Source organism: Streptomyces sp. NPDC029159 (assembly GCF_055564055.1).
Map to the genome: position 1 here is coordinate 324,480 of NZ_JBVHWT010000006.1, position 19,283 is coordinate 343,762.

The window sequence follows — 19,283 nt, forward strand, 5'->3', positions numbered from 1 at the left end:
GCGCCCCTGCGGGGCGGCGCGGCCGAGCCGTGTCCGCGCAGTTCCCAGGCGGGCCAGTCGGCCCTCGCATCCTGAGCTTCATATCGTTCACTAACGGTATAAAAGTCGCTTTCCGACACGGAGGAAACCTAGCGCCCGCCCCGCCCGGCCCAGCCCCGCGGCACGCTCATCGCACCGGGACTACACCGATAGCGCAGCTCACTTCACCGGCGGAGTACGACTCACCTGCCCGGAGGCCCGCCACCTGCCGCCTTCCCAGGGCCGGGCCGGGACGGTCACCACTCCTGCGGCGGTCCGCCCGGTCAGTCCTCGCCGAGCCGGTCGGCCTGGAGTGCGGCCGCGCGCAGCACGCCCTCGATCAGGCCGGGGAAGAGCGCGTCGAGGTCCTCCGTACGCAGGGCGTTCATCTTCGCCGTGCCCCGGTAGATCTGCTGGATGACGCCGTTCTCGCGCAGGACGCGGAAGTGGTGGGTGCAGGTGGAGCGGCTCACCGGCAGCTCGATGTCCGCGCAGTTCAGCTCGGTGCGGGCGGCCGCGAGACGGCAGACGATCCGCAGCCGCATCGGGTCGGCGAGGGCGTGCAGCACCTCGGCGAGGCGGATGTCCTCGCGGCGCGGATGCTCCAGTGCGCGCGTGCCGGTCGCGGTGCCGGCGGACGGCGTCTCGGTCGGCATGGCGGCTCCTGACATGCGGTGGCGGTGAACGGCGGGCCGGTGCCCCACCGGCCCTCATTGTACGAGGAGCATCGTAGTTCCAGGGTCGTCGCCCGGGGCCCAATTCCCCGGACCAGCCACTCCATAGCTCCCCGCGCGCCGTCCCGGCCACCCGTGAGACAACGGAGAGGGGCAGCCACCCGTGCACGCCGAGGGAACCGGAGGTGCAGGCATGAGCCGGAAGCGCGATCGGGACGTGGCCGGGGTCCTGCTGGACCGGCACGGTACGACCTATGCGGCGGAGGCGGGCATCCGGCTGCGGGACACCCCGCAACCGCTCTATCAGCTCCTGGTGCTGGCGTTGCTGCTCAGCGCCCGGATCCGGGCCTCGGTCGCGGTGGCGGCGGCCCGTGCGCTGTTCGCCGCCGGGATGCGGACGCCCCGGTCGATGGCCGAGGCCACCTGGCAGCAGCGCGTCGACGCCCTGGGCGAGGGCGGCTACCGGCGCTACGACGAGCGGACGGCCACCCAGCTCGGCTCCGGCGCGACGCTGCTGACCGACTCGTGCGGCGGCGACCTGCGGCGGATGCGGGACGCGGCCGGTGGCGACCGCTCCGCGCTGAGCGAGGCGTTGCAGGAGGTCCCCGGCATCGGTCCGGCCGGAGCTGCGATCTTCCTCCGCGAGGTCCAAGGGGTGTGGCCCGCCCTCGCGCCGTTCCTCGACGCCAAGGCCCTGCAGGGCGCCGAACGGCTCGGACTCCCCCAGGATCCCGACCGGCTGGCCGCGCTCGTCCCGGACGAGGACCTCGCCGCGTTCGCCGCCGCCCTCGTCCGGGCGGCCCTCGATGCCCATGTGGTCGATGACGTACGGGACGCCTGTGGCGGGTGAGCCGACGGCGCGGCCACCGGTACGGGGCGGTGCCCTCACGTGCCCTCCTCGTCCCAGGTCCAGTCGGCGACCTCCGGCAGATCCGTGCCGTGGCGGCGGGTCCAGGCATGGTGGCGGGTGCGGGCGTCGGCCATCGCCTGGCGTACCGCGACGGCGCGGACGCCGAGCCCTGGTACGCGGTCCACGACGTCCATGACCAGCCGGAACCGGTCGAGGTCGTTGCGGACCACCATGTCGAACGGTGTGGTCGTCGTGCCCTCCTCCTGATAGCCGCGCACATGAAGATGCTCGTGTCCGGTCCGCCGGTACGTCAGCCGGTGGATCAGCCAGGGGTAGCCGTGGTACGCGAAGATCACCGGTCGGTCGCGGGTGAAGACCGCGTCGTACTCGGCGTCCGGCATCCCGTGCGGATGCGCGTCGCGCGGCAGCAGCCGTGCCGGATCGACGACATTGACGACACGGACCGCCAGGTCGGGCAGGTGGCGGCGGAGCAGCCAGGCCGCGGCCAGGGTCTCCTGGGTGGGCACATCGCCCGCGCAGGCCAGCACCACATCGGGCTCGCGGCTGCCGTCCTCCGTCCCGGCCCACTCCCAGACGCCGACGCCCCGCGCGCAGTGCGCCCGGGCCTCCTCCAGCGTCAGCCAGTCGAACGTCGGCTGCTTGCCCGCCACGATCACATTGACGTAGTCGCGGGAGCGCAGGGCGTGGTCCGCGACCGAGAGGAGTGTGTTGGCGTCCGGCGGGAGATACACCCGGACGACCTCGGGGCTCTTGTTCAGCACATGGTCGACGAAACCGGGGTCCTGGTGGGAGAAACCGTTGTGGTCCTGACGCCAGACATGCGAGCTGAGCAGGTAGTTCAGCGAGGCGACGGGGCGGCGCCAGGGCAGCCGGCGGGCGGTGCGCAGCCATTTGATGTGCTGGTTGACCATCGAGTCCACGATGTGCGCGAACGCCTCGTAGCTCGCGAACAGTCCGTGCCTGCCGGTCAGCAGATAGCCCTCCAGCCATCCCTGGCACAGATGCTCCGACAGCACCTCCATGACCCGGCCGTCGCGCGCCAAATGCTCATCGGTCGGCAGCGTTTGTGCCTGCCACGCCTTGGCGGTCGCGCCGTAGAGCGCCTGGAGACGGTTGGACGCGGTCTCGCCCGGGCCGACGACGCGGAAGTCGCGGCGCACGGCCGTCGCCGCCATCACGCCTTCGAGGAGTTCGCCGAGGACGCGCGTCGGCTCGTGCGTCCGCCGTCCCGGGGCCTCGACGTCGACGGCGTACTCCTCCAGCGGCGGAATCGGCAGGTCACGCAGGAGAAGTCCACCGTTGGCGTGCGGGGAGGCGCCGAGGCGGCGGTCGCCCTCCGGGACGTGCGCCAGCACCTCCGGACGCGGGCGCCCGTCCTCGTCGAACAGCTCGCCGGGACGGTAGGACCGGAGCCAGGACTCCAGTTGGCGCAGGTGGGCGGGGTTCTCGCGGACGGCGGGGAGCGGCACCTGATGGGCGCGCCAGGTGCCCTCGACCGGCGCTCCGTCGACGTCCCGCGGGCCGGTCCACCCCTTGGGCGTACGGAGCACGATCATCGGCCAGCGGGGCCGGTCTCCGCCGCCGTCCGCACGGGCCGCGTGCTGGATCGCGGTGATGCGGTCGAGGGCGTGGTCCATGGCGGCGGCCAACGCGTGGTGGACCGGGCCGGGTTCGTCGCCCTCGACGTACAACGGCTCGTGGCCGTAGCCGCGCAGCAACGCGTCCAGCTCCGCCTCGGGGATGCGGGCGAGGACGGCCGGATTGGCGATCTTGTAGCCGTTGAGGTGCAGGATCGGCAGGACGGCGCCGTCGTGCACCGGGTCGAGAAACTTGTTGGCGTGCCAGGACGCGGCGAGCGGCCCTGTCTCCGCCTCGCCGTCACCGATGACGCAGGCGACGACCAGCCCCGGATTGTCGAACGCCGCCCCGTAAGCGTGCGTCAGCGCATATCCCAGCTCACCGCCCTCGTGCAGCGAACCGGGCGTCTCCGGCGCGACGTGGCTGGGCACGCCCCCGGGGAAGGAGAACTGCCGGAACAGCTCCGCCATCCCCGCAGCGTCCCGGCTCACGTCCGGATAGATCTCGGAGTACGAACCGTCCAGCCAGGACTGCGCCAACACGGCCGGACCACCGTGGCCCGGCCCCCAGATGCAGACGGCGTCCAGCTCCCGGGCCTTGATCACGCGGTTGAGGTGCGTGTGGACGAGGGTGAGGCCCGGCGAGGTGCCCCAGTGCCCGAGCAGCCGGGGCTTGATGTGCTCGGGCCGCAACGGCTCGGTGAGCAGCGGATTCCCCTGAAGGTAGATCTGCCCGGCCGCGAGGTAGTTGGCGGCCCGCCACTGCGCGTCCACCTGCGCCAGGTCGGTGGGTGAGAGAGGGGCGGGGGCGGTCGGGACGAGGTCGCTGCGGGTGGAGGTGGCAGCGGACGGCGGATCTGGAGCGCCGGAGGTTCTGGTGGGGTCCGTGCGCTGCGCGGTGCCGGTGGAGCCCTCGGGCGTCGTGGAGCTGGAGTCGGTGGGACGGGCAGGGTCGATGGGGTGGGGCATCCGGGCCTCCTGGGTCGGTCGGGGGTGGGGCCGGGGAATTGCGGGCGACAGTTGGTAACGGGGTGAGTGCGGTCCGTGGCGGCCGCCGGGCGTGCGGGCACGTGGCCTCGCGGGGTGGGTACCGCCGCGTCGGATGGGGGCGTCCGGTCCAAGCGCCTTCGTCTCACGGACCGGCCGGCGCATCCGCGTCCGTCCGATCAGGGCGGCAGACCTCTCCTCCACGGTGGTGCGCACGCGTCCACCCCGGAATGGGCCGTACACGTCCGCCTCGACCCGGCAGGTCCGCGAACGTCTCTGCCCGGTCGTTGCAGGTCCAGCCCGTTCCTACCGGCCCGAGGCCGTGTCAATCCGGCGGCTCGGGCACCTGCGGTTCGGCGTCGGGATCGACGTCCGGCCGGGGTTCCGGACCGGGCTCGTCCTCCGGCTCGGGTTCCTGCGGTATCGGTCCTTGTGGCTCAGGGTCCCTGGGCACCGGGCCCGGCTTGTCGGGCGTGGGCCCGGATCGTTCGGAGGCTGATTCGGTCGTCATCGTCGCTCCTTCCTCCCTGGAGCCTCATCGGAACCACCGTGCAGAGGCGCCTTCTGACGGGTACCACGGCGCGTGCCCCGCCGCTCGGCGTGGCCACCCGGCTGCCTGTCTCACCGCCGCGATGCGGGACATGGCCCGCGCCCCGGGGGTGACGCGTCCGCGGGCTGCCAGAACCCGCTTCCGGGCCGATGCGCAGCGGCCACGAGGCGGAGCGACGGGCGCCCGCGTTCCGGGTACCCGGCTCCGAGGGAATCAGTCGGCCTCGGTCTCGGCCGAGCGCGCCCGGCCTGTGCTCCGGCCGTCGGTGTGTCTGCTGGGTGCCGGGGCGGCCGGCAGACCTATCGGGTTGGGGAACGGCAGCAGCTTGGCGGCGAGGACACGGTGGGTGACGGGCTTCAGGTCCCGGAGGAGCTGTTCGGTCCCTGCGGCGGTGAGGGGTCTGAGCAGGCGGGCCGCGAGGGCGTCGGTGCGGTGCTCGATGTCGGTCCGTTCCGCCGCGCCGCGGGCGGTCGCCGCGCCCTCGCTGTCGACCAGGCCCCGCGCGCACAGGCGGGCCGTCGCGGCGGCCCACTCCTCCTCGGTCCAGCCCCGGTCCTGGCGCATCGTCTCCGCGGGGACGAGGCCGCAGGCGACCGCCAGGACCAGGGGCTCGCAGCCGGTGAGTCCGTGCTCGGCGAGGACGGCGAGGTGGGCGTCGCCGCGGAATTCGCGGAGGGCGGTGGCCAGTTGCCAGAGGTCTTCGACCGGGTCGGCGCGGTCGCAGAGCGCCTGGTTCGCGGCGAACAGCGGCCGGGCGGTTCTCGGTGCGTCGTCGACCATGGCTCTGAGCGCGGGGGCCACCTTCGCGACGGACGCTTCGATCGCCGGATCGGCGGCCCGCAGGGCGTCGGCGGCGCAGCGGGCGCGGGCGTCGAGAACCCGCTCCGGGCCGACGATGCCCCAGGCGGCCGGGAGGGCACGGGCCGTCATTGCAGGAGCGAACAGGCCCAGCAGCTCGGTGGCCACTGAGGCGGACACGGCGCCCGCGGGTGCGGTGCGGGCGGCGAAGTAGCCCATCCAGAAGCCCTTGAGGCCGAGGGCCTTGCCGAGGCCGCGGCAGGTCGCGTCGAAGTAGGTGACGGCGTGCAGCGGTTCGGTCAGGTGCCAGAGCGTCCGGGCGGCGCCCGCCTCCGCTCCGGCGTCCGGCCGGGACCGTTCCTGCGTCCGGTCCGCCGCTCGGTCGTGCTGTGCGTCTCTTTCCTGTCCCGCGCTCCGGTCGTGCTGTCGACCGCGGTCCTGCACCTGCCCCTGCACTTCTCCCCCCGCCCTTCTTCGTTGCTGCGATGTGTGTGCTGCGCATTGCTGCCGCGGCGTGACGCATTGCGGCGTCGATGAGGCGAACGCTACCGCCGCGTAGCGCGTGTGGGCAGGGTGTTCGAGCAAGGTCAGGGGCTGATCGGGGAGATCCCGGAGCCATCACGGATAGTCACCCTCCGTAATCCCAGGGGGAATTCGGGGGCACGGCGGGAACTCACCGTGACAGCCGGACGCGGAACGTCGCCGGCCCTCGGGGCCGGGCCCCGATCCAGGCACGGCGGTCGCTCACGGACGCCGGTCACGGGGCCGCGGCGAGGGCCTTCTCCCGTACGTAGGCGCAGGAGCGGCGGAGCAGCCGGGAGACATGCATCTGGGAGACGCCCACCCGGTCGGCGATCTCGCCCTGTGTCAGGCCCAGGTAGAACCGCAGGTAGAGGATGTGGCGCTCGCGTTCGGGCAGGGTGCGCAGGCCGGTGGCGGCGGCTTCCCGGTCGTCGACCAGGCCGAGCGCCGGGTCCTCCTGGCCGAGCAGGTCGCCAAGGGTCTGCTGGGTGTCCTCGCCGCCGAGGGGGCGTTCCAGGGAGAGCACGGTGAAGGTCTTCTGGGCGTCGAGGCCGATGAGGACGTCCTCGTAGGGCATCCCGGTGTGGGCGGCGACGTCCTGGACGGTGATGGTGGCATGGCCGGGCCGGACGGAGAGTTCCTGGCGCGCCCGGTGGACCTGGGCGCGGAGTTCCTGGGCGCGACGGGGGACGTGGACGGCCCAGAGTTCGTCGCGGAAGTGGCGTTTGATCTCGCCGATGATGGTGGGGACGGCGAAGGCGCCGAAGGCGGTGCCGACACCGGGGTCGAAGCGGTCGATGGCCTTGAGCAGGCCGAGCGCCGCGACCTGGCGGAGGTCCTCGTCGCTCTCGCCACGGCCGCTGTAGCGGCGGGCGAGGCGGTGGGCCATGGGGAGCCACGCGCAGACGATCTCCTCGCGCAGCCGGGTGCGGGCGGGGCCGTCCGGGAGGGTGGCGAGCTGGTGCAGGGCGGCGCGGGTGTCCGGGTCGAGCTGCGGCTTCCGGCGTCCGGTGGGCGCCTGGTGGGCGACGCGTCCGGTGTGGATTGTCATTCCCCTCACGCCTTCCGTTCCGTGGTCCGCCCGGTGGCCGCGGGGTGCGGGTCCGTGGCGAGATGTTCCGGTCGGTGGCTGGTGTCCGCGGGGCCGTGGTGCGGCCGTGGGCTCCCGTTGCCCGGGGCCGCGCGTTCGGGGCGGTTCGGCCCGAACGCTCGGGTCGCGGAGTGTCTCCGCCCGTCAGCGCGGCGCTTCTTCACTCGTCCGTGTGATGTCCCTTCCACTGTGCAGCAGGCGGGGGCGGTACGCGACGACAGCGTTCCGGCCGCAGGTGGCAGGCGGTGTGCGGCGGTGGGACGGCGCCGCGGGGCGGCTCGGTGACCGTGGGTGATTCTTCAAGGTGCCGATGGGGGCGGGCGCTGATTCGCTGGGGGTGAAGGTTGCCGACCCGTGTGTTCGCGCGGACGGACCGTTCGAGGAGTGATCATGAGCGCAGACGAAGTGCGTGGCCGGCTCCGGCAGATGCGCGAGAAGGCGCAGCAGTTGGAGGACCGGGCCCAGCACACCCGCGACCCCGCCGAACGCGACCGGCTCAAGGAGAAGGCCCGGAAGCTGCAGAGCCGCAGTGAGCAGGAGAGCGGCATGCGGAGCGGGGACATCCATCCGTCCCTGTGAGGCTGCCGGAGCGCGGGAGCCGACCCCGCCATATCCCTGAGGGAAGCCAGGTGTTCGCCCTCGGGAGGAGACCCACCGTGCGGCTGTGCCCGCCCCCTGCGGAGGGGCGGGCACAGCCGTCCGCCGGTACAGGTGCGTCTCCGGGTCGGTCGTTCCCGCAGACGCTCTGCCCGTAAGGAAGGCGACGGTCCCCTACGGGATCCGGCTCCGGAAAATCAGTCGTTCTCCGGGGTGTCCGTGACCGTGAAGAGGGCGCCGTGCGGGTCGCAGATCATGGAGCGTCCGCCGGGGCGGCCGGTCTGCGGCGCCGGTGACATGACCGTTCCGCCGGCGGCGACGGCCGCGGAGATGACGGACTGCAGGTCGCGTACCTGGAAGTGGACGTGCCACCGGGGGCGCAGATGCGGGTCGGGGGCCTCCTCCACACCGCCGCCCCGGAGCGTGGCGACGATGTGCCGGTCCTGGCGGACGATGACCTGCTCGTCCTCGTAGGTGACGTCGCAGCCGCCGGGGCGCTGGGTGGCCCAGTCGAAGATCTCGGCGTAGAAGATGGCGGCGGCGAAGGCGTCGCGGGTGCGGAGTTCCAGGCAGGCGGGGGCGTTGGCGCGGCCGACCGCCCAGCGCAGGGCCTGGCCCTCCCAGAAGCCGAAGACGGCGCCGTCGCGGTCGGAGGCGAGGGCGGCGCGTCCGGTGCCGAATTCGAGGGGGCCGACGGCGACGGTGGCGCCGCGTTCGCGGACGCGGGCGGCGACGTCGTCGGCGCTGTCGACGGCGAAGTACGGGGTCCAGGCCGTGGTGGCGCGCAGGCGCTGGGTGAGTTGGGCGATTCCGGCGACGGGGCGGCCGTCGTCCAGCGCCACGCAGAACTCGTCGCCGAGGCTGCCCTGCCGGAACTTCCAGCCGAGGACCTCCGTGTAGAAGTCCTGGGTGGAGCGCAGGTCGCGGGTCATCAGGTTGACCCAGCAGGGCGCGCCGTGCGCGGGGACGGTGGGGGCGGTGGCGGATGCGCGGTGCTCAGCGGCCGACATGGTGGACATCTCCCTTTCGCAGGCCACGCGGTGAGCACTCCGCCGGGTCGGCGTGGTGCACTCGGAAACGGTGCGGCGGGCGGGTGGCCGAGGCCCGGGCGCGTGGCCGGGCGGCCGTGTTCACTCCAGGGCGAGGCGGCCCCTCTCCGACGGTACGCCTGCGCCGGGTGCCCGGCGCGCTCGCGCGGGCCGGGCGGGGCATCGGCCCTGTACGGGCCGGGGAGTCCGTCGCCGGGATGCGATCTCGTCGTATCGGGAGTGCGATGGAGGAGTCCGGGGAGCGTACGGGTGACGGGGGGGGCGCGCGATCCCGGCGCGGGCGCCCGGTGTGGCGGGGCCCGTAGCGCGGCGCCGCCTCCCCTTCCGGGATTTCGGCGGGCAGCCGCCTCCCGATTTCCGGAACGCCGTGCGGTGCACCGCGCACACAACGCACCCGGAAAGGGGGAGGAATCTCGTCCATGCACGTTCGGGAGAGATGTGCATTCGGGACTCGGAAGAAAAGCGGGGGATCACGGAGAGGGGATCCGAGGCGGGACAGCGCACGTCAGGAATTTCATGGAACCAGGCATTCGACAGATCCGGCGACATCGCGACGAGAGGGCGGACGACATGCAGATCGCGTTTCTGGTGGCCTCCGAGGGCGTGGAGCAGGTTGAGTTGACGGAGCCGTGGCAGGCGGTGGTGGATGCCGGCGCGGTGCCGCATCTGGTGTCGCCGTCGGGCGGATCGGTACAGGCTTTCCATCATTTGGACAAGGCCGACACGTTCACCGTGAATCGCACCCTGGACGAGGCGCAGGTGACGGATTACGGCGCGCTGGTGTTGCCGGGCGGGGTGGCGAATCCGGACGCGTTGCGGCTCGACCGGCGGGCGGTCGACTTCACCCGTGGGTTCTTCGACGCCGGAAAGCCGGTGGCGGCGATCTGCCATGCGCCGTGGATGCTGATCGAGGCGGATGTGGTGCGGGGGCGCACGCTCACGTCCTGGCCGAGTCTGGCGACGGACATCCGTAATGCGGGCGGGTCCTGGGTCGATGAGCGGGTGAAGATCTGTACCAGTGGCAAGAATACGTTGGTCACCAGCCGTAAACCGGATGATTTGAAAGCGTTCTGCGCGACTCTGGTCAATGAATTGGATGACGGCGGGCGGTGAATTTCCCGGGAGGAAGCACGGGACGCGGTTTCCGTCCGCAGCCGTGAAAGGCGAGCGGATGGTCGGAGCGGATCGCCGTTCAGGGGGCGGGTCCGGCGGGGCGGCGTGCCCCGCCGTCCGCCCCCTGTACGGCGTCACCTGGAGGAAGACATGGTCATGGAGCACGGTGCGGACAAGATCGGGCCCGCTCGGGACGAGATGATGAAAAAGGAACTGCGGGCGGAGATGACGGCCGACCGGTCGCTGCGCGCCGCGGAGGACCGGGAACTCCAGCCCGCGGGTGAGGATCAGCCGGAGGTGGCGCAGGCACCCGACAGCGCATTCCGCGGGGGTACGCCGCGGGGAATGACCGAGGAGGACGTCGGTATCCGTTCCGACATCGCACGCCATCTCGGTCGGAGCATTTATCCGGCGGACAAGCCGTCGGTGGTCGACAAGCTGCGCCGGGACCATGCTCCGGACCGTCTGGTGTCCCTCGCCGAAAAACTGCCGTCCGAGGGCACGTATCCGAATGTGCAGAGCATCGCGCAATCCCTCGGCCTCGGCACGGAAAAGCGGCGGGGCTGAGCGTGACCGGATCGGATGAGGCGCCGGGCGCATGGGGAGGGCAGGGTATGCGGTATTTCGACCGTCGGCATGCCGGGGAGGCGTTGGCGACCCGCTGTCTGGAGCTGGTGCGCACCGGCGCCCTCACCGCCCCGCTGGTGGTGGCGCTGCCGCGGGGCGGTGTCCCGGTGGCGGCGGTGGTGGCGCGAGCGCTGGGGGCGCCGCTGGAGGTGCTGGTGGCGCGGAAGATCGGGGTGCCGGGGCGACCCGAGGTCGGGGTGGGGGCGCTGGTCGGCGAGGATCCCCCGGTGTTCGACGAGGGCGCGCTGGCGGCGCTCGGGCTGACCGCCGAGCAGTTGGCCGGGGACGTGGAACGGGAGCGCGCGGAGCTGCGCCGCCGGGAGGAGATGTACCGGGCGGGCCGTCCGCCGCTCGGGGCGGCCGAAGTGGCGGGCCGGGCGGTGCTGCTGGTCGACGACGGGCTGGCGACGGGCGGGACGGCGCGCGCCGCGCTGCGGTATCTGCGGCGGCTGGAGCCGGCGCGGCTGGTGCTGGCGGTGCCGGTCGGTGACGCCGCTGCGGCTGCGGCGCTGCGCGAGGAGGCGGACGATGTGGAGTGTGTCCATCAGCCGCGGAATTTCCACGCTGTGGGCGAGTGGTATCTCGATTTCGACCAGGTGCAGGACGCGGAAGTCATCAGTATTCTGCGGGGTTCCGGCACCGCAGCATGAGAAAGCAGGGTGAGAAACCCTCGCATCCGGAGAAGGAGAGCGGACATGCCCGACAACACGATGGGGGACGAGGTCTATCAGCCGTCCGCTTCCGATCCGCAGGACAATCCCGATGACCTGGATATGGAGGACGCTCTCGGTGAGCCGGATCTCGACCAGATCCTGGACGAGGGATATTCACCGCCCGAGCGTCCGCTCGCGGTGAATCGCGGCACCACGGCGCGGGAGCAGTTCGACGGCGAATCCCTGGAGCAGCGGCTTTCGGAAGAGGTCCCGGAGGTGTGGGAGCCGGACGGGGACGGCATCGGGGACAAGGTGGACGGCGACGGGGAGCCGGTGGACGACCAGGTCGGCGAGGAGCGCGCCGGGCGGCTGATGACCGCCGAGGAGGGGTTCCCGCGCCACCGCAACGACGTCGTCGCGCACGATGTCGGGATCGACGGCGGGGCGGCGTCCGCCGAGGAGGCGGCGGTGCACCTGTGCCCGGAGAGCGGCGAGGAGGCCACGACGGGCTGAGGGGCGGACCGCTGCGCACGGGGGCGCCACCGTGAGCGCTTCAGGCCGGCGGGCCGCGGGAACCCCGGCCGGATAACCGTCCCGGCGGCCGTTCAGGAATCCTGCGGCGGTGCGTCCCGGGCGTCCGCGGCCACCTGTCCGAGGGTGCGGCCGCTGCGTACGGAACGGGCGCGCAGCGGGTCGGGGGCGCCGTGGGCGGCCGCGCGGGTGTCGTTCTCCTTGACCAGCAGCCAGGACTCGCGGTCGCCCGCTTCTTCCCCGGTGCGGAAGCGGGTGAGGGCGTAGCCACCGTGCAGTTTGGCGCCGTCGAGCCAGAAGGAGGCGTGGCCCCGCGCCAGCGCCTCGGCGAAGCTGACCTCGTGATCGCGGCGCTTGCCGGGGAGCGGGCGGTAGGTGCCCTGGTCCCAGACGATGACGGTACCCGCGCCGTACTCGCCGCGGGCGATGACGCCCTCGAACTCCCGGTACTCCAGCGGATGGTCCTCGGTGGGGACCGCGAGACGCTTGTCGCGCGGGTCGGCGGACGGCCCCTTGGGCACGGACCACGATTTCAGTACGCCGTCGACCTCCAGCCGGAAGTCGAAGTGCATCCGGCGGGCGTCGTGGATCTGGACGACGAAGCAGGGCGCGTCCCCCGGGGCGCCCGGTTCGCCGCGTGGTTCCCCGGTGCGGTCGAAGTGCCGTTTGCCCCGGTAGACGGCGAGCCGGTCACGCTCCCCCAGGCCGCCACCCGCCTCGGAGGGGGCGTTCCGGCCGCCCGCGTCGTGCGTCGCGTCCTCGCCGTTCATGTCCGTCCCTCCGCCCCTGTGCCACACCGGCGCGTTCGCGGGGCCGCGCGCCCCGCACGCCCATGTTTGCGCCCTGTGGACGGCGCGGCCACCGCAGCGCGGTGCGGGCCCTTGGGCGCCGGAGGCCACGCGGGCGGTGCCGGAGGTCTCCCCGGGCTCAGACCGGACGGGTGCCCGGCGGCAGCGTCCCGGCGCGGGCCGCCTGTGCCAGGTACTCCGTCAGGACGCTCCGCAGCTCCCGCGCGGCCCGGGGCGGCTGGACGTCCTTGCGGTGCGCGAGGCCGATCGTGCGGCGCAGGCCCGGTGGGGCGAAGGGGGTGACCCGCAGCGGTCGTCGGCCGGCGACCATGGCGGGCAGCACGGCCGCGCCCAGTCCGGCCTCCACCATGCCGAGCACGGCGTCCATCTCACCGCCCTCCACCACGAAGTGCGGCTCGAAGCCCTCGGCGCGGCAGGCGGCCATGGTCATCTCGCGCAGGTCGTAGCCGTGCCGGAACATCACCAGCGGCCGGTCGCGCAGGTCCGCGACCTCGATCCACGGTGTGCCCGGCGGCGGGGCGTTCAGCGCGGAGGCCACCACCAGCTCCTCGCCGAGGAGTTCGGTGGTGGCCAGGGCGGGGTCGTGGTCCTGGAGCGGCAGGATGATCAGGGCCAGGTCCAGGCTGCCGGTGGCGAGGTGGCCGACCAGGTCGCGGGAGCCGCCCTCCTCGATCTGGAGGCTGATCCCCGGATGCCGTTGGTGGTAGGCACGCAGGACCTGCGGCAGCAGCCCGGTGCACAGGCTGGGCGTGGCGCCGAGGCGGACCCGGCCGCGCCGCAGCCCCGCGACGTCCTGGACCTCGGCCCGGGCACGTTCGGTGTCGGCGAGGATGCGCCGGGCCAGCGGGAGCAGCGCCTCACCGGCGTCGGTGAGGGTGATGTTGCCGCGCGCCCGGTGGAAGAGGTCGGCGCCCAGCTCCCGCTCCAGCGCCCGGATCTGCTGGGAGAGCGAGGGCTGTGCGACGTGCACCTGCTGGGCGGCGCGGGTGAAGTGGCGGGTCTCGGCGACCGCGAGGAAGTAGCTGAGCTGCTGGAACTGCACGGTCTCCGACCTTAAGGGCTGTCTCGTAGCCGATCGATAGGATTGGGCTATCGAAACGACCAAGTTTATGTCTTTTACCTGTCGCGGTCGCCGCCTCTACGTTCTCTCGCGTGACAGTCGCGACTCCGACGGCCCGGCCGTCGACCCTCCGCACGCTGTGGTCCTCCACCCTCGGCAAGAAGGCCGTGATGGCGGTGACCGGCGTGATCATGCTGGTGTTCCTCGTCGCCCACATGCTGGGCAATCTGAAGATCTTCTTCGGCGCCACGGAGTTCAACTCCTACGCGGCGTGGCTGCGCACGATCGGTGAGCCCGTCCTGCACCGCACGTGGTACCTGTGGCTCCAGCGCACCGCCCTGGCCGCGTGTCTCGTGCTGCACGCGGTCTCCGCGTACCAGCTCAGCCGCCGGGCCGCCACGGCACGCGGCCGGGGCCACGCCCACCGCCCGCCGCCCGGCCCCGCCTTCGCGACCCGCACGATGCGCTGGGGCGGCGTCATCCTCGGGCTGTTCGTCCTGTGGCACCTCCTCGACCTCACCACCGGGACGGTGAACCCGCTCGGCGATCCGGACCGCCCGTACGAGAACGTCGTGGCCGACTTCCGGAACTGGTGGGCGAACGTGATCTACCTCGTGGCGATGGCGGCGCTGGGCCTGCACATCCGCCACGGCCTGTGGAGCGCCGCACAGAGCCTCGGCGCCAACGGCCCCCGCAGCGGCCCGGTCCTCAAGGCCGCCAGCTGGGTGCTGGCTTCCGTCCTCTTCGCGGGCTTCGTCACCGTGCCCGTCGCCGTCATGACCGGAGCAGTGAGCTGATGGCCGACCGTACCGACCCCGCCGCGCAGAGCGCCGGCGGCTACACCGACTACACCGTCGGCGCCCCCTTGTCCGACACCGGGGAGCCCGAGGGCCCGATCGCCGAGCGCTGGAGCACCAGGCAGTTCCGGGCGAAGCTGGTCAACCCCGCCAACCGCCGCAGGCACACCGTGATCGTGGTCGGCACCGGTCTGGCCGGTGGCTCCGCCGGGGCCACCCTCGCCGAACAGGGCTACCACGTCATCCAGTTCTGCTACCAGGACTCCCCGCGCCGCGCCCACTCCATCGCCGCGCAGGGCGGGATCAACGCGGCGAAGAACTACCGCAACGACGGCGACAGCGTGTACCGGCTCTTCCACGACACCGTGAAGGGCGGCGACTTCCGCGCCCGCGAGTCCAACGTCCACCGCCTCGCCGAGATCTCCGTGCAGATCATCGACCAGTGCGTGGCCCAGGGCGTCCCCTTCGCCCGCGAGTACGGCGGGCTGCTCGACACCCGCTCCTTCGGCGGCGTCCAGGTACAGCGCACCTTCTACGCCCGCGGGCAGACCGGCCAGCAACTCCTCCTCGGCGCCTACCAGGCACTGTCCCGGCAGATCGCCGCCGGCAACGTCGAGATGCACGCCCGTACCGAGATGCTCGACCTGATCGTGATCGGCGGACGCGCCCGCGGCATCGTCGCCCGCGATCTGCTCACCGGCGAGATCTCCGCGCATGTCGCCGACGCGGTGGTCCTCGCCACCGGCGGCTACGGCAACGTCTTCCACCTCTCCACCAACGCGAAGAACTCCAACGCGACGGCCATCTGGTGCGCCCACCGCCGCGGCGCCTACTTCGCCAACCCCTGCTTCACCCAGATCCATCCGACCTGTATCCCGCGCTCCGGCGACCACCAGTCCAAGCTCACCCTGATGAGCGAGTCGCTGCGCAACGACGGCCGGATCTGGGTGCCGAAAGCCGCGGGCGACACCCGCCGCCCCGAGCTGATCCCCGAGGACGAGCGGGACCACTACCTGGAGCGCAACTACCCGTCCTTCGGCAACCTCGTACCGCGCGACATCGCCTCCCGCGCCGCCAAGAACGTCTGCGACGAGGGCCGTGGCGTCGGCCCCGGCGGACGCGGCGTCCACCTCGACTTCGCCGACGCGATCCGGCGCATGGGCAGACAGGCCGTCGCCGAGCGGTACGGCAACCTCTTCGAGATGTACGAGCGGATCACCGGCGAGGACCCGTACCGGGTGCCGATGCGGATCTACCCGGCGATCCACTACACCATGGGCGGCCTGTGGGTGGACTACGACCTGCAGACCACCGTCCCGGGGCTGTTCGCCATCGGGGAGGCCAACTTCTCCGACCACGGCGCCAACCGTCTGGGCGCCTCCGCCCTGATGCAGGGCCTGGCCGACGGCTACTTCGTCCTCCCCGCGACGCTGGGCGACTACCTCGCCCGTACCCCGGGCCGGCCGCCCGTCGCCGCCGACCACCCGGAGGTCGCGGCCGTGGTGGCGGAGACCTCCGACCGGCTGCGGCGGCTCCTCGCCACGGACGGGGACCGCAGCCCGGACTCGTTCCACCAGGAGCTCGGCGCGCTGCTGTGGGAGCACTGCGGAATGGCCCGCAGCGACGCCGGACTGCGTACGGCGCTCGCCCGTATCCCCGAGATCCGCGAGGAGTTCCGGCGGCGCGTCCGGATCCCCGGCAGCGGTGACGCACTCAACCAGACCCTCGAAAAGGCCCACCGCGTCGCCGATTACCTGGAACTCGCCGAGCTGATCTGCCTGGACGCGCTGCACCGCACCGAGTCCTGCGGCGGGCACTTCCGCGTGGAGTCCCAGACCCCCGACGGCGAGGCCGCCCGCAACGACGAGGCGTTCTCGTACGCCGCCGCCTGGGAGTACACCGGCGCCGGCACCGCCCCCGTCCTGCACCGGGAGGACCTCACCTTCCGGTACGTGCACCCCACTCAGCGGAGCTACACATGAACCTCACCCTGCGGATCTGGCGCCAGCGCCGTGCCGACGCCCCCGGCGCCATGGTCACCTACCAGGTGCGGGACGTCTCGCCCGCCATGTCCTTCCTGGAGATGCTCGACGTCCTCAACGAGGATCTGCTCGGCCGCGGCGAGGAGCCGGTCGCCTTCGACCACGACTGCCGAGAAGGCATCTGCGGCATGTGCGCGCTGGTCATCAACGGCCGGGCGCACGGCCCGGAGCGCACCACCACCTGCCAGCTGCACCTGCGGCATTTCACCGACGGCCAGGTGATCGACGTCGAGCCCTGGCGAGCCGCCGCGTTCCCGGTCGTCAAGGATCTGGTCGTGGACCGCTCCGCGCTCGACCGCGTCATCCAGGCGGGCGGCTACATCACCGCGCCGACCGGCTCCGCCCCCGAGGCCCACGCCGTCCCCGTCCCGAAGCCGGACGCCGACCTGGCGTTCGCGCACGCCGAGTGCATCGGCTGCGGCGCCTGCGTGGCCGCCTGCCCCAACGGCTCGGCGTCGCTGTTCACCAGCGCCAAGATCACCCACCTGAACACGCTTCCCCAGGGGGCACCGGAGCGGGCGAGCCGGGTGCTGGGCATGGTCGCCGCGATGGACGCCGAGGGCTTCGGCGGCTGCACCCACACCGGCGCCTGCGCCACGGTCTGCCCCAAGGGCATCCCGCTGAACAGCATCGCCGTCATGAACCGCGAGTTCCTCCGCGCCGCCCGCAAGGAGCCCGGAGCCGGGCGCCGCGGCTGACGCCCGGCACCCGGCCGCCGGACCGTTTCCCCCACGTGTCCGGCGGGCTCCCGGCCGTCAGACGGCCCGGTGGTACTGCACCGGCGCGGCCACCTCGCCGCCGAGTTCGCGCGCCGCACGGCGTGCGAAGTACGGGTCGCGCAGCAGCTCACGGCCGATGAACACGGCGTCCGCCTGCTGGTTCTCGATGATCTTCGCGGCCTGGTCCGCTCCGGTGATCTCCCCGACGGCAGCCACGGCGAGACCGGCCTCGGCCCGGACCCGCTCGGCGAACGGCACCTGGTACCCGGGGCCGGTGGGGATGCGGACCTTGGGGACGTTGCCGCCGGTGGACACGTCGAGCAGGTCGACGCCGTGCTCCTTCAGGACGGCGGCGAACCGCACGGTGTCGTCGGCGGTCCAGCCCTCGCGGGCGTCCTCCGGGTTCTCGGTCAGCCAGTCGGTCGCGGAGATGCGGAAGAGGAGCGGCAGTTCCTCGGGCCAGACCTCCCGTACCGCGTCGACGACTTCCACCGCGAAGCGCGTGCGGTTCTCGAAGGAGCCGCCGTACGCATCGGTGCGGTGGTTGGTGTGCGGGGAGAGGAACTCGCCGATCAGATAGCCGTGGGCGCCGTGGATCTCCACCACCTCGAATCCGGCCTCCCGGGCCCGCGTGGCGGCCGCGGCGAAGTCCCGGACCACCTGCTGGATCCCTTCGGCCGTCAGCTCGTCCGGCACCGGGTGCCCCTCGTCGAACGGCAGCGGGCTGGGCGCGACCGTCCGCCAGCCGAGGGCGTCCGGACCGAGGGGCGCGCCGCCGCGCCGCGGTGCGTCCGTCGACGCCTTCCGGCCGGCGTGCGCGAGCTGCACACCGGGCACCGTGCCCTGCGTCGTGAGGAAGGAGGCGATCCGCCGGAAGGCCGCCGTCTGCCGGTCGTTCCAGAGGCCCAGGTCCCCGGGGCTGATCCGGCCTTCCGGGGAGACGGCGGTGGCCTCGACCAGGATCAGGCCGGTGCCGCCGGTGGCGCGGGCACCGTAGTGGGCGAGGTGCCAGTCCCCCGGAACGCCGGTCTCCGGGCCCGAACCCTCGGCGCTGTACTGGCACATCGGGGGCATCCAGATCCGGTTGGGGACGGTCACCGACCGAAGCCGGTAGGGCTCGAAGAGGGCACTCACAGAGGACTCCGTTCACGCGGGCAGCCGTCTCGGCCACCCCCAGTACGACGACAATCACCGTACTACGAAGCTTCTCGAATTACGACAGCTCTCGTATGAACTCCGATCCGCCCGCCGACCGGCGCTCCGCCCCGCCATCGCGCCGGGGCCCAGCGGCGCTCCCCGCCCCTCCCGCCGGGCCGTCCGGCCAGCTCACGACGGTCGTACGGCGGCGCGGAAGTCGTCGCTCCGCACGCCGTCCCCACGTGATCACTGTCACCCCGATGACGTAATCTGACGCTCGATCGCGGGCGTTCGGCCCGCCATGAACGTCGGGGTACGCCATGCGTCCATCCATCCGTGTCGCCACGCTCCTCGCGGGCGCCCTCCTCACCGCCGGTCTGACGACAGGCTGCTCGCCCTCGGGCGACGACGCCAAGAAGCCCGCCGATTCCGGCAGTTCACAGGAGGCGCCGAGCGGCGACGCCACCGGGAAGTCCGGGAAGACCCCGATCACCATCGGCGACTTCGGGACGTATCAGGCCGTCGACGGCGCCTCGGGCGCACGGACGCGGATGTCGGTCACGTTCAAGGACCTCCGGGCGGTCCAGGCGTCGGAGATCAAGGCCACCAAGCCGCCGCAGCACCAGTACGTCGTCCTCACCTTCACCGTGAAGAACACCGGCGACAAGGACGGCACCTTCCACCCGCAGCAGCTGAAGTGGACCGACGGCGAGAGCCCCGAGCGGGCCGTCGCCACCACCGAGAAGTCCGGCTCCGGACAGAACCTCGACACGGCACTCCACGCGGGACAGAGCGCCACCGGCGATGTCGTCCTGGACATCCCCGGCGCGGGCGGCACCCTCCGCTACTACGACGGCTCCGGCCCCGTCTCCCTCTCGTTCGAGCTCCCGGCGGACTGACCGCGGACCGCTCAGGGCCCGCGCGGCCCGGCCGACGGCGGGGCGCACCAGAGCCCGGGGGGGGGGGGCGTCGCGGGAGGAGGTAACCGGGAGTCCGGCGGAGGGGGCGTGTGACCTGGGGGGTTGGGGAGCCGGAACAGCGTTGTTTGTGGTCGGGTGTAGA

Annotated in this window: 19 protein-coding genes; 10 read left to right on the forward strand and 9 right to left on the reverse strand. The window is 72.5% G+C overall.

From position 1 onward, the window contains the following. Positions 1 to 302: 302 nt before the first annotated feature. Entirely contained in the window at positions 303 to 674 is a 372-nt protein-coding gene (locus tag ACZ4U4_RS15570) for an ArsR/SmtB family transcription factor (RefSeq protein ID WP_467873751.1), read from the reverse strand. Between the two features lie 211 nt (positions 675 to 885). Here ACZ4U4_RS15570 and ACZ4U4_RS15575 point away from each other — a divergent pair, with 211 nt between their 5' ends. Then, positions 886 to 1,542: an endonuclease gene (locus ACZ4U4_RS15575; protein WP_467873754.1), complete on the forward strand. Its 657-nt coding sequence runs from the start codon at positions 886 to 888 to the stop codon at positions 1,540 to 1,542. Positions 1,543 to 1,577: 35 nt separating this feature from the next. On the opposite strand, the gene ACZ4U4_RS15580 is transcribed toward ACZ4U4_RS15575, so the two are convergent. The 4 genes from ACZ4U4_RS15580 to ACZ4U4_RS15595 form a co-directional block, all read right to left on the reverse strand. Continuing rightward, positions 1,578 to 4,109: a phosphoketolase family protein gene (locus tag ACZ4U4_RS15580; protein WP_467873756.1), complete on the reverse strand. Its 2,532-nt coding sequence runs from the start codon at positions 4,107 to 4,109 to the stop codon at positions 1,578 to 1,580. Positions 4,110 to 4,452: 343 nt separating this feature from the next. Beyond that, positions 4,453 to 4,638 (reverse strand): hypothetical protein, encoded by a 186-nt coding sequence (locus ACZ4U4_RS15585; protein ID WP_467873758.1) that lies wholly within the window; start codon positions 4,636 to 4,638, stop codon positions 4,453 to 4,455. Between the two features lie 252 nt (positions 4,639 to 4,890). Beyond that, positions 4,891 to 5,919, reverse strand: coding sequence for an SCO6745 family protein (locus tag ACZ4U4_RS15590; protein WP_467873761.1), 1,029 nt, complete (start codon positions 5,917 to 5,919; stop codon positions 4,891 to 4,893). Between the two features lie 313 nt (positions 5,920 to 6,232). Next, a complete protein-coding gene (locus tag ACZ4U4_RS15595) occupies positions 6,233 to 7,048 on the reverse strand; it encodes a SigB/SigF/SigG family RNA polymerase sigma factor (protein WP_467873764.1) in 816 nt (271 codons plus the stop codon). A gap of 429 nt (positions 7,049 to 7,477) precedes the next feature. Between ACZ4U4_RS15595 and ACZ4U4_RS15600 the strand changes: the two genes are divergently transcribed. Next, complete coding sequence (locus tag ACZ4U4_RS15600) at positions 7,478 to 7,666, forward strand: DUF6381 family protein (protein ID WP_467873767.1); 189 nt, start codon at positions 7,478 to 7,480, stop codon at positions 7,664 to 7,666. Between the two features lie 215 nt (positions 7,667 to 7,881). Here the strand turns inward: ACZ4U4_RS15600 and ACZ4U4_RS15605 are convergent, their stop codons facing one another. After that, the gene (locus ACZ4U4_RS15605; RefSeq protein WP_467873769.1) at positions 7,882 to 8,694 is read right to left on the reverse strand and encodes a VOC family protein; all 813 of its coding nucleotides are present in this window, start codon (positions 8,692 to 8,694) and stop codon (positions 7,882 to 7,884) included. Between the two features lie 609 nt (positions 8,695 to 9,303). Here ACZ4U4_RS15605 and ACZ4U4_RS15610 point away from each other — a divergent pair. From ACZ4U4_RS15610 to ACZ4U4_RS15625, 4 genes are all read left to right on the forward strand, one after another. After that, positions 9,304 to 9,846, forward strand: coding sequence for a type 1 glutamine amidotransferase domain-containing protein (locus ACZ4U4_RS15610; RefSeq protein ID WP_467873868.1), 543 nt, complete (start codon positions 9,304 to 9,306; stop codon positions 9,844 to 9,846). A 150-nt stretch (positions 9,847 to 9,996) separates the two neighbouring features. Then, positions 9,997 to 10,413, forward strand: a complete 417-nt coding sequence (locus ACZ4U4_RS15615; protein WP_467873772.1) for a DUF2795 domain-containing protein — start codon at positions 9,997 to 9,999, stop codon at positions 10,411 to 10,413. 47 nt (positions 10,414 to 10,460) lie between these two features. Then, entirely contained in the window at positions 10,461 to 11,123 is a 663-nt protein-coding gene (locus ACZ4U4_RS15620; protein WP_467873775.1) for a phosphoribosyltransferase, read from the forward strand. 45 nt (positions 11,124 to 11,168) lie between these two features. Then, positions 11,169 to 11,639 (forward strand): DUF5709 domain-containing protein, encoded by a 471-nt coding sequence (locus ACZ4U4_RS15625; protein WP_467873778.1) that lies wholly within the window; start codon positions 11,169 to 11,171, stop codon positions 11,637 to 11,639. Positions 11,640 to 11,731: 92 nt separating this feature from the next. Here ACZ4U4_RS15625 and ACZ4U4_RS15630 read toward each other — a convergent pair whose 3' ends face one another. Together ACZ4U4_RS15630 and ACZ4U4_RS15635 are read right to left on the reverse strand one after the other, a co-directional pair. Then, complete coding sequence (locus ACZ4U4_RS15630) at positions 11,732 to 12,361, reverse strand: DNA polymerase ligase N-terminal domain-containing protein (protein WP_467873871.1); 630 nt, start codon at positions 12,359 to 12,361, stop codon at positions 11,732 to 11,734. A gap of 223 nt (positions 12,362 to 12,584) precedes the next feature. Then, positions 12,585 to 13,508 (reverse strand): LysR family transcriptional regulator, encoded by a 924-nt coding sequence (locus ACZ4U4_RS15635; protein ID WP_467873780.1) that lies wholly within the window; start codon positions 13,506 to 13,508, stop codon positions 12,585 to 12,587. A 110-nt stretch (positions 13,509 to 13,618) separates the two neighbouring features. On the opposite strand from ACZ4U4_RS15635, the gene ACZ4U4_RS15640 reads away from it, so the two are divergent. The 3 genes from ACZ4U4_RS15640 to ACZ4U4_RS15650 are packed head-to-tail and all read left to right on the forward strand — an operon-like array spanning position 13,619 to position 17,063. Next, positions 13,619 to 14,323 (forward strand): succinate dehydrogenase cytochrome b subunit, encoded by a 705-nt coding sequence (locus tag ACZ4U4_RS15640; RefSeq protein WP_467873783.1) that lies wholly within the window; start codon positions 13,619 to 13,621, stop codon positions 14,321 to 14,323. Continuing rightward, the gene (locus ACZ4U4_RS15645; RefSeq protein ID WP_467873785.1) at positions 14,323 to 16,305 is read left to right on the forward strand and encodes a fumarate reductase/succinate dehydrogenase flavoprotein subunit; all 1,983 of its coding nucleotides are present in this window, start codon (positions 14,323 to 14,325) and stop codon (positions 16,303 to 16,305) included. Before ACZ4U4_RS15640 ends, ACZ4U4_RS15645 begins: the two co-directional genes overlap by 1 nt. Continuing rightward, a complete protein-coding gene (locus ACZ4U4_RS15650; RefSeq protein WP_467873788.1) occupies positions 16,302 to 17,063 on the forward strand; it encodes a succinate dehydrogenase/fumarate reductase iron-sulfur subunit in 762 nt (253 codons plus the stop codon). The genes ACZ4U4_RS15645 and ACZ4U4_RS15650 overlap by 4 nt, the downstream gene beginning before the upstream one ends. A gap of 57 nt (positions 17,064 to 17,120) precedes the next feature. Here ACZ4U4_RS15650 and ACZ4U4_RS15655 read toward each other — a convergent pair whose 3' ends face one another. After that, positions 17,121 to 18,218, reverse strand: coding sequence for an NADH:flavin oxidoreductase/NADH oxidase (locus ACZ4U4_RS15655; RefSeq protein ID WP_467873791.1), 1,098 nt, complete (start codon positions 18,216 to 18,218; stop codon positions 17,121 to 17,123). A 323-nt stretch (positions 18,219 to 18,541) separates the two neighbouring features. On the opposite strand from ACZ4U4_RS15655, the gene ACZ4U4_RS15660 reads away from it, so the two are divergent. Continuing rightward, positions 18,542 to 19,120 carry a DUF4352 domain-containing protein gene (locus tag ACZ4U4_RS15660; protein ID WP_467873794.1) on the forward strand — a complete coding sequence of 193 codons (579 nt, stop codon included), beginning with the start codon at positions 18,542 to 18,544 and terminating at the stop codon, positions 19,118 to 19,120. Positions 19,121 to 19,283 lie beyond the last annotated feature (163 nt).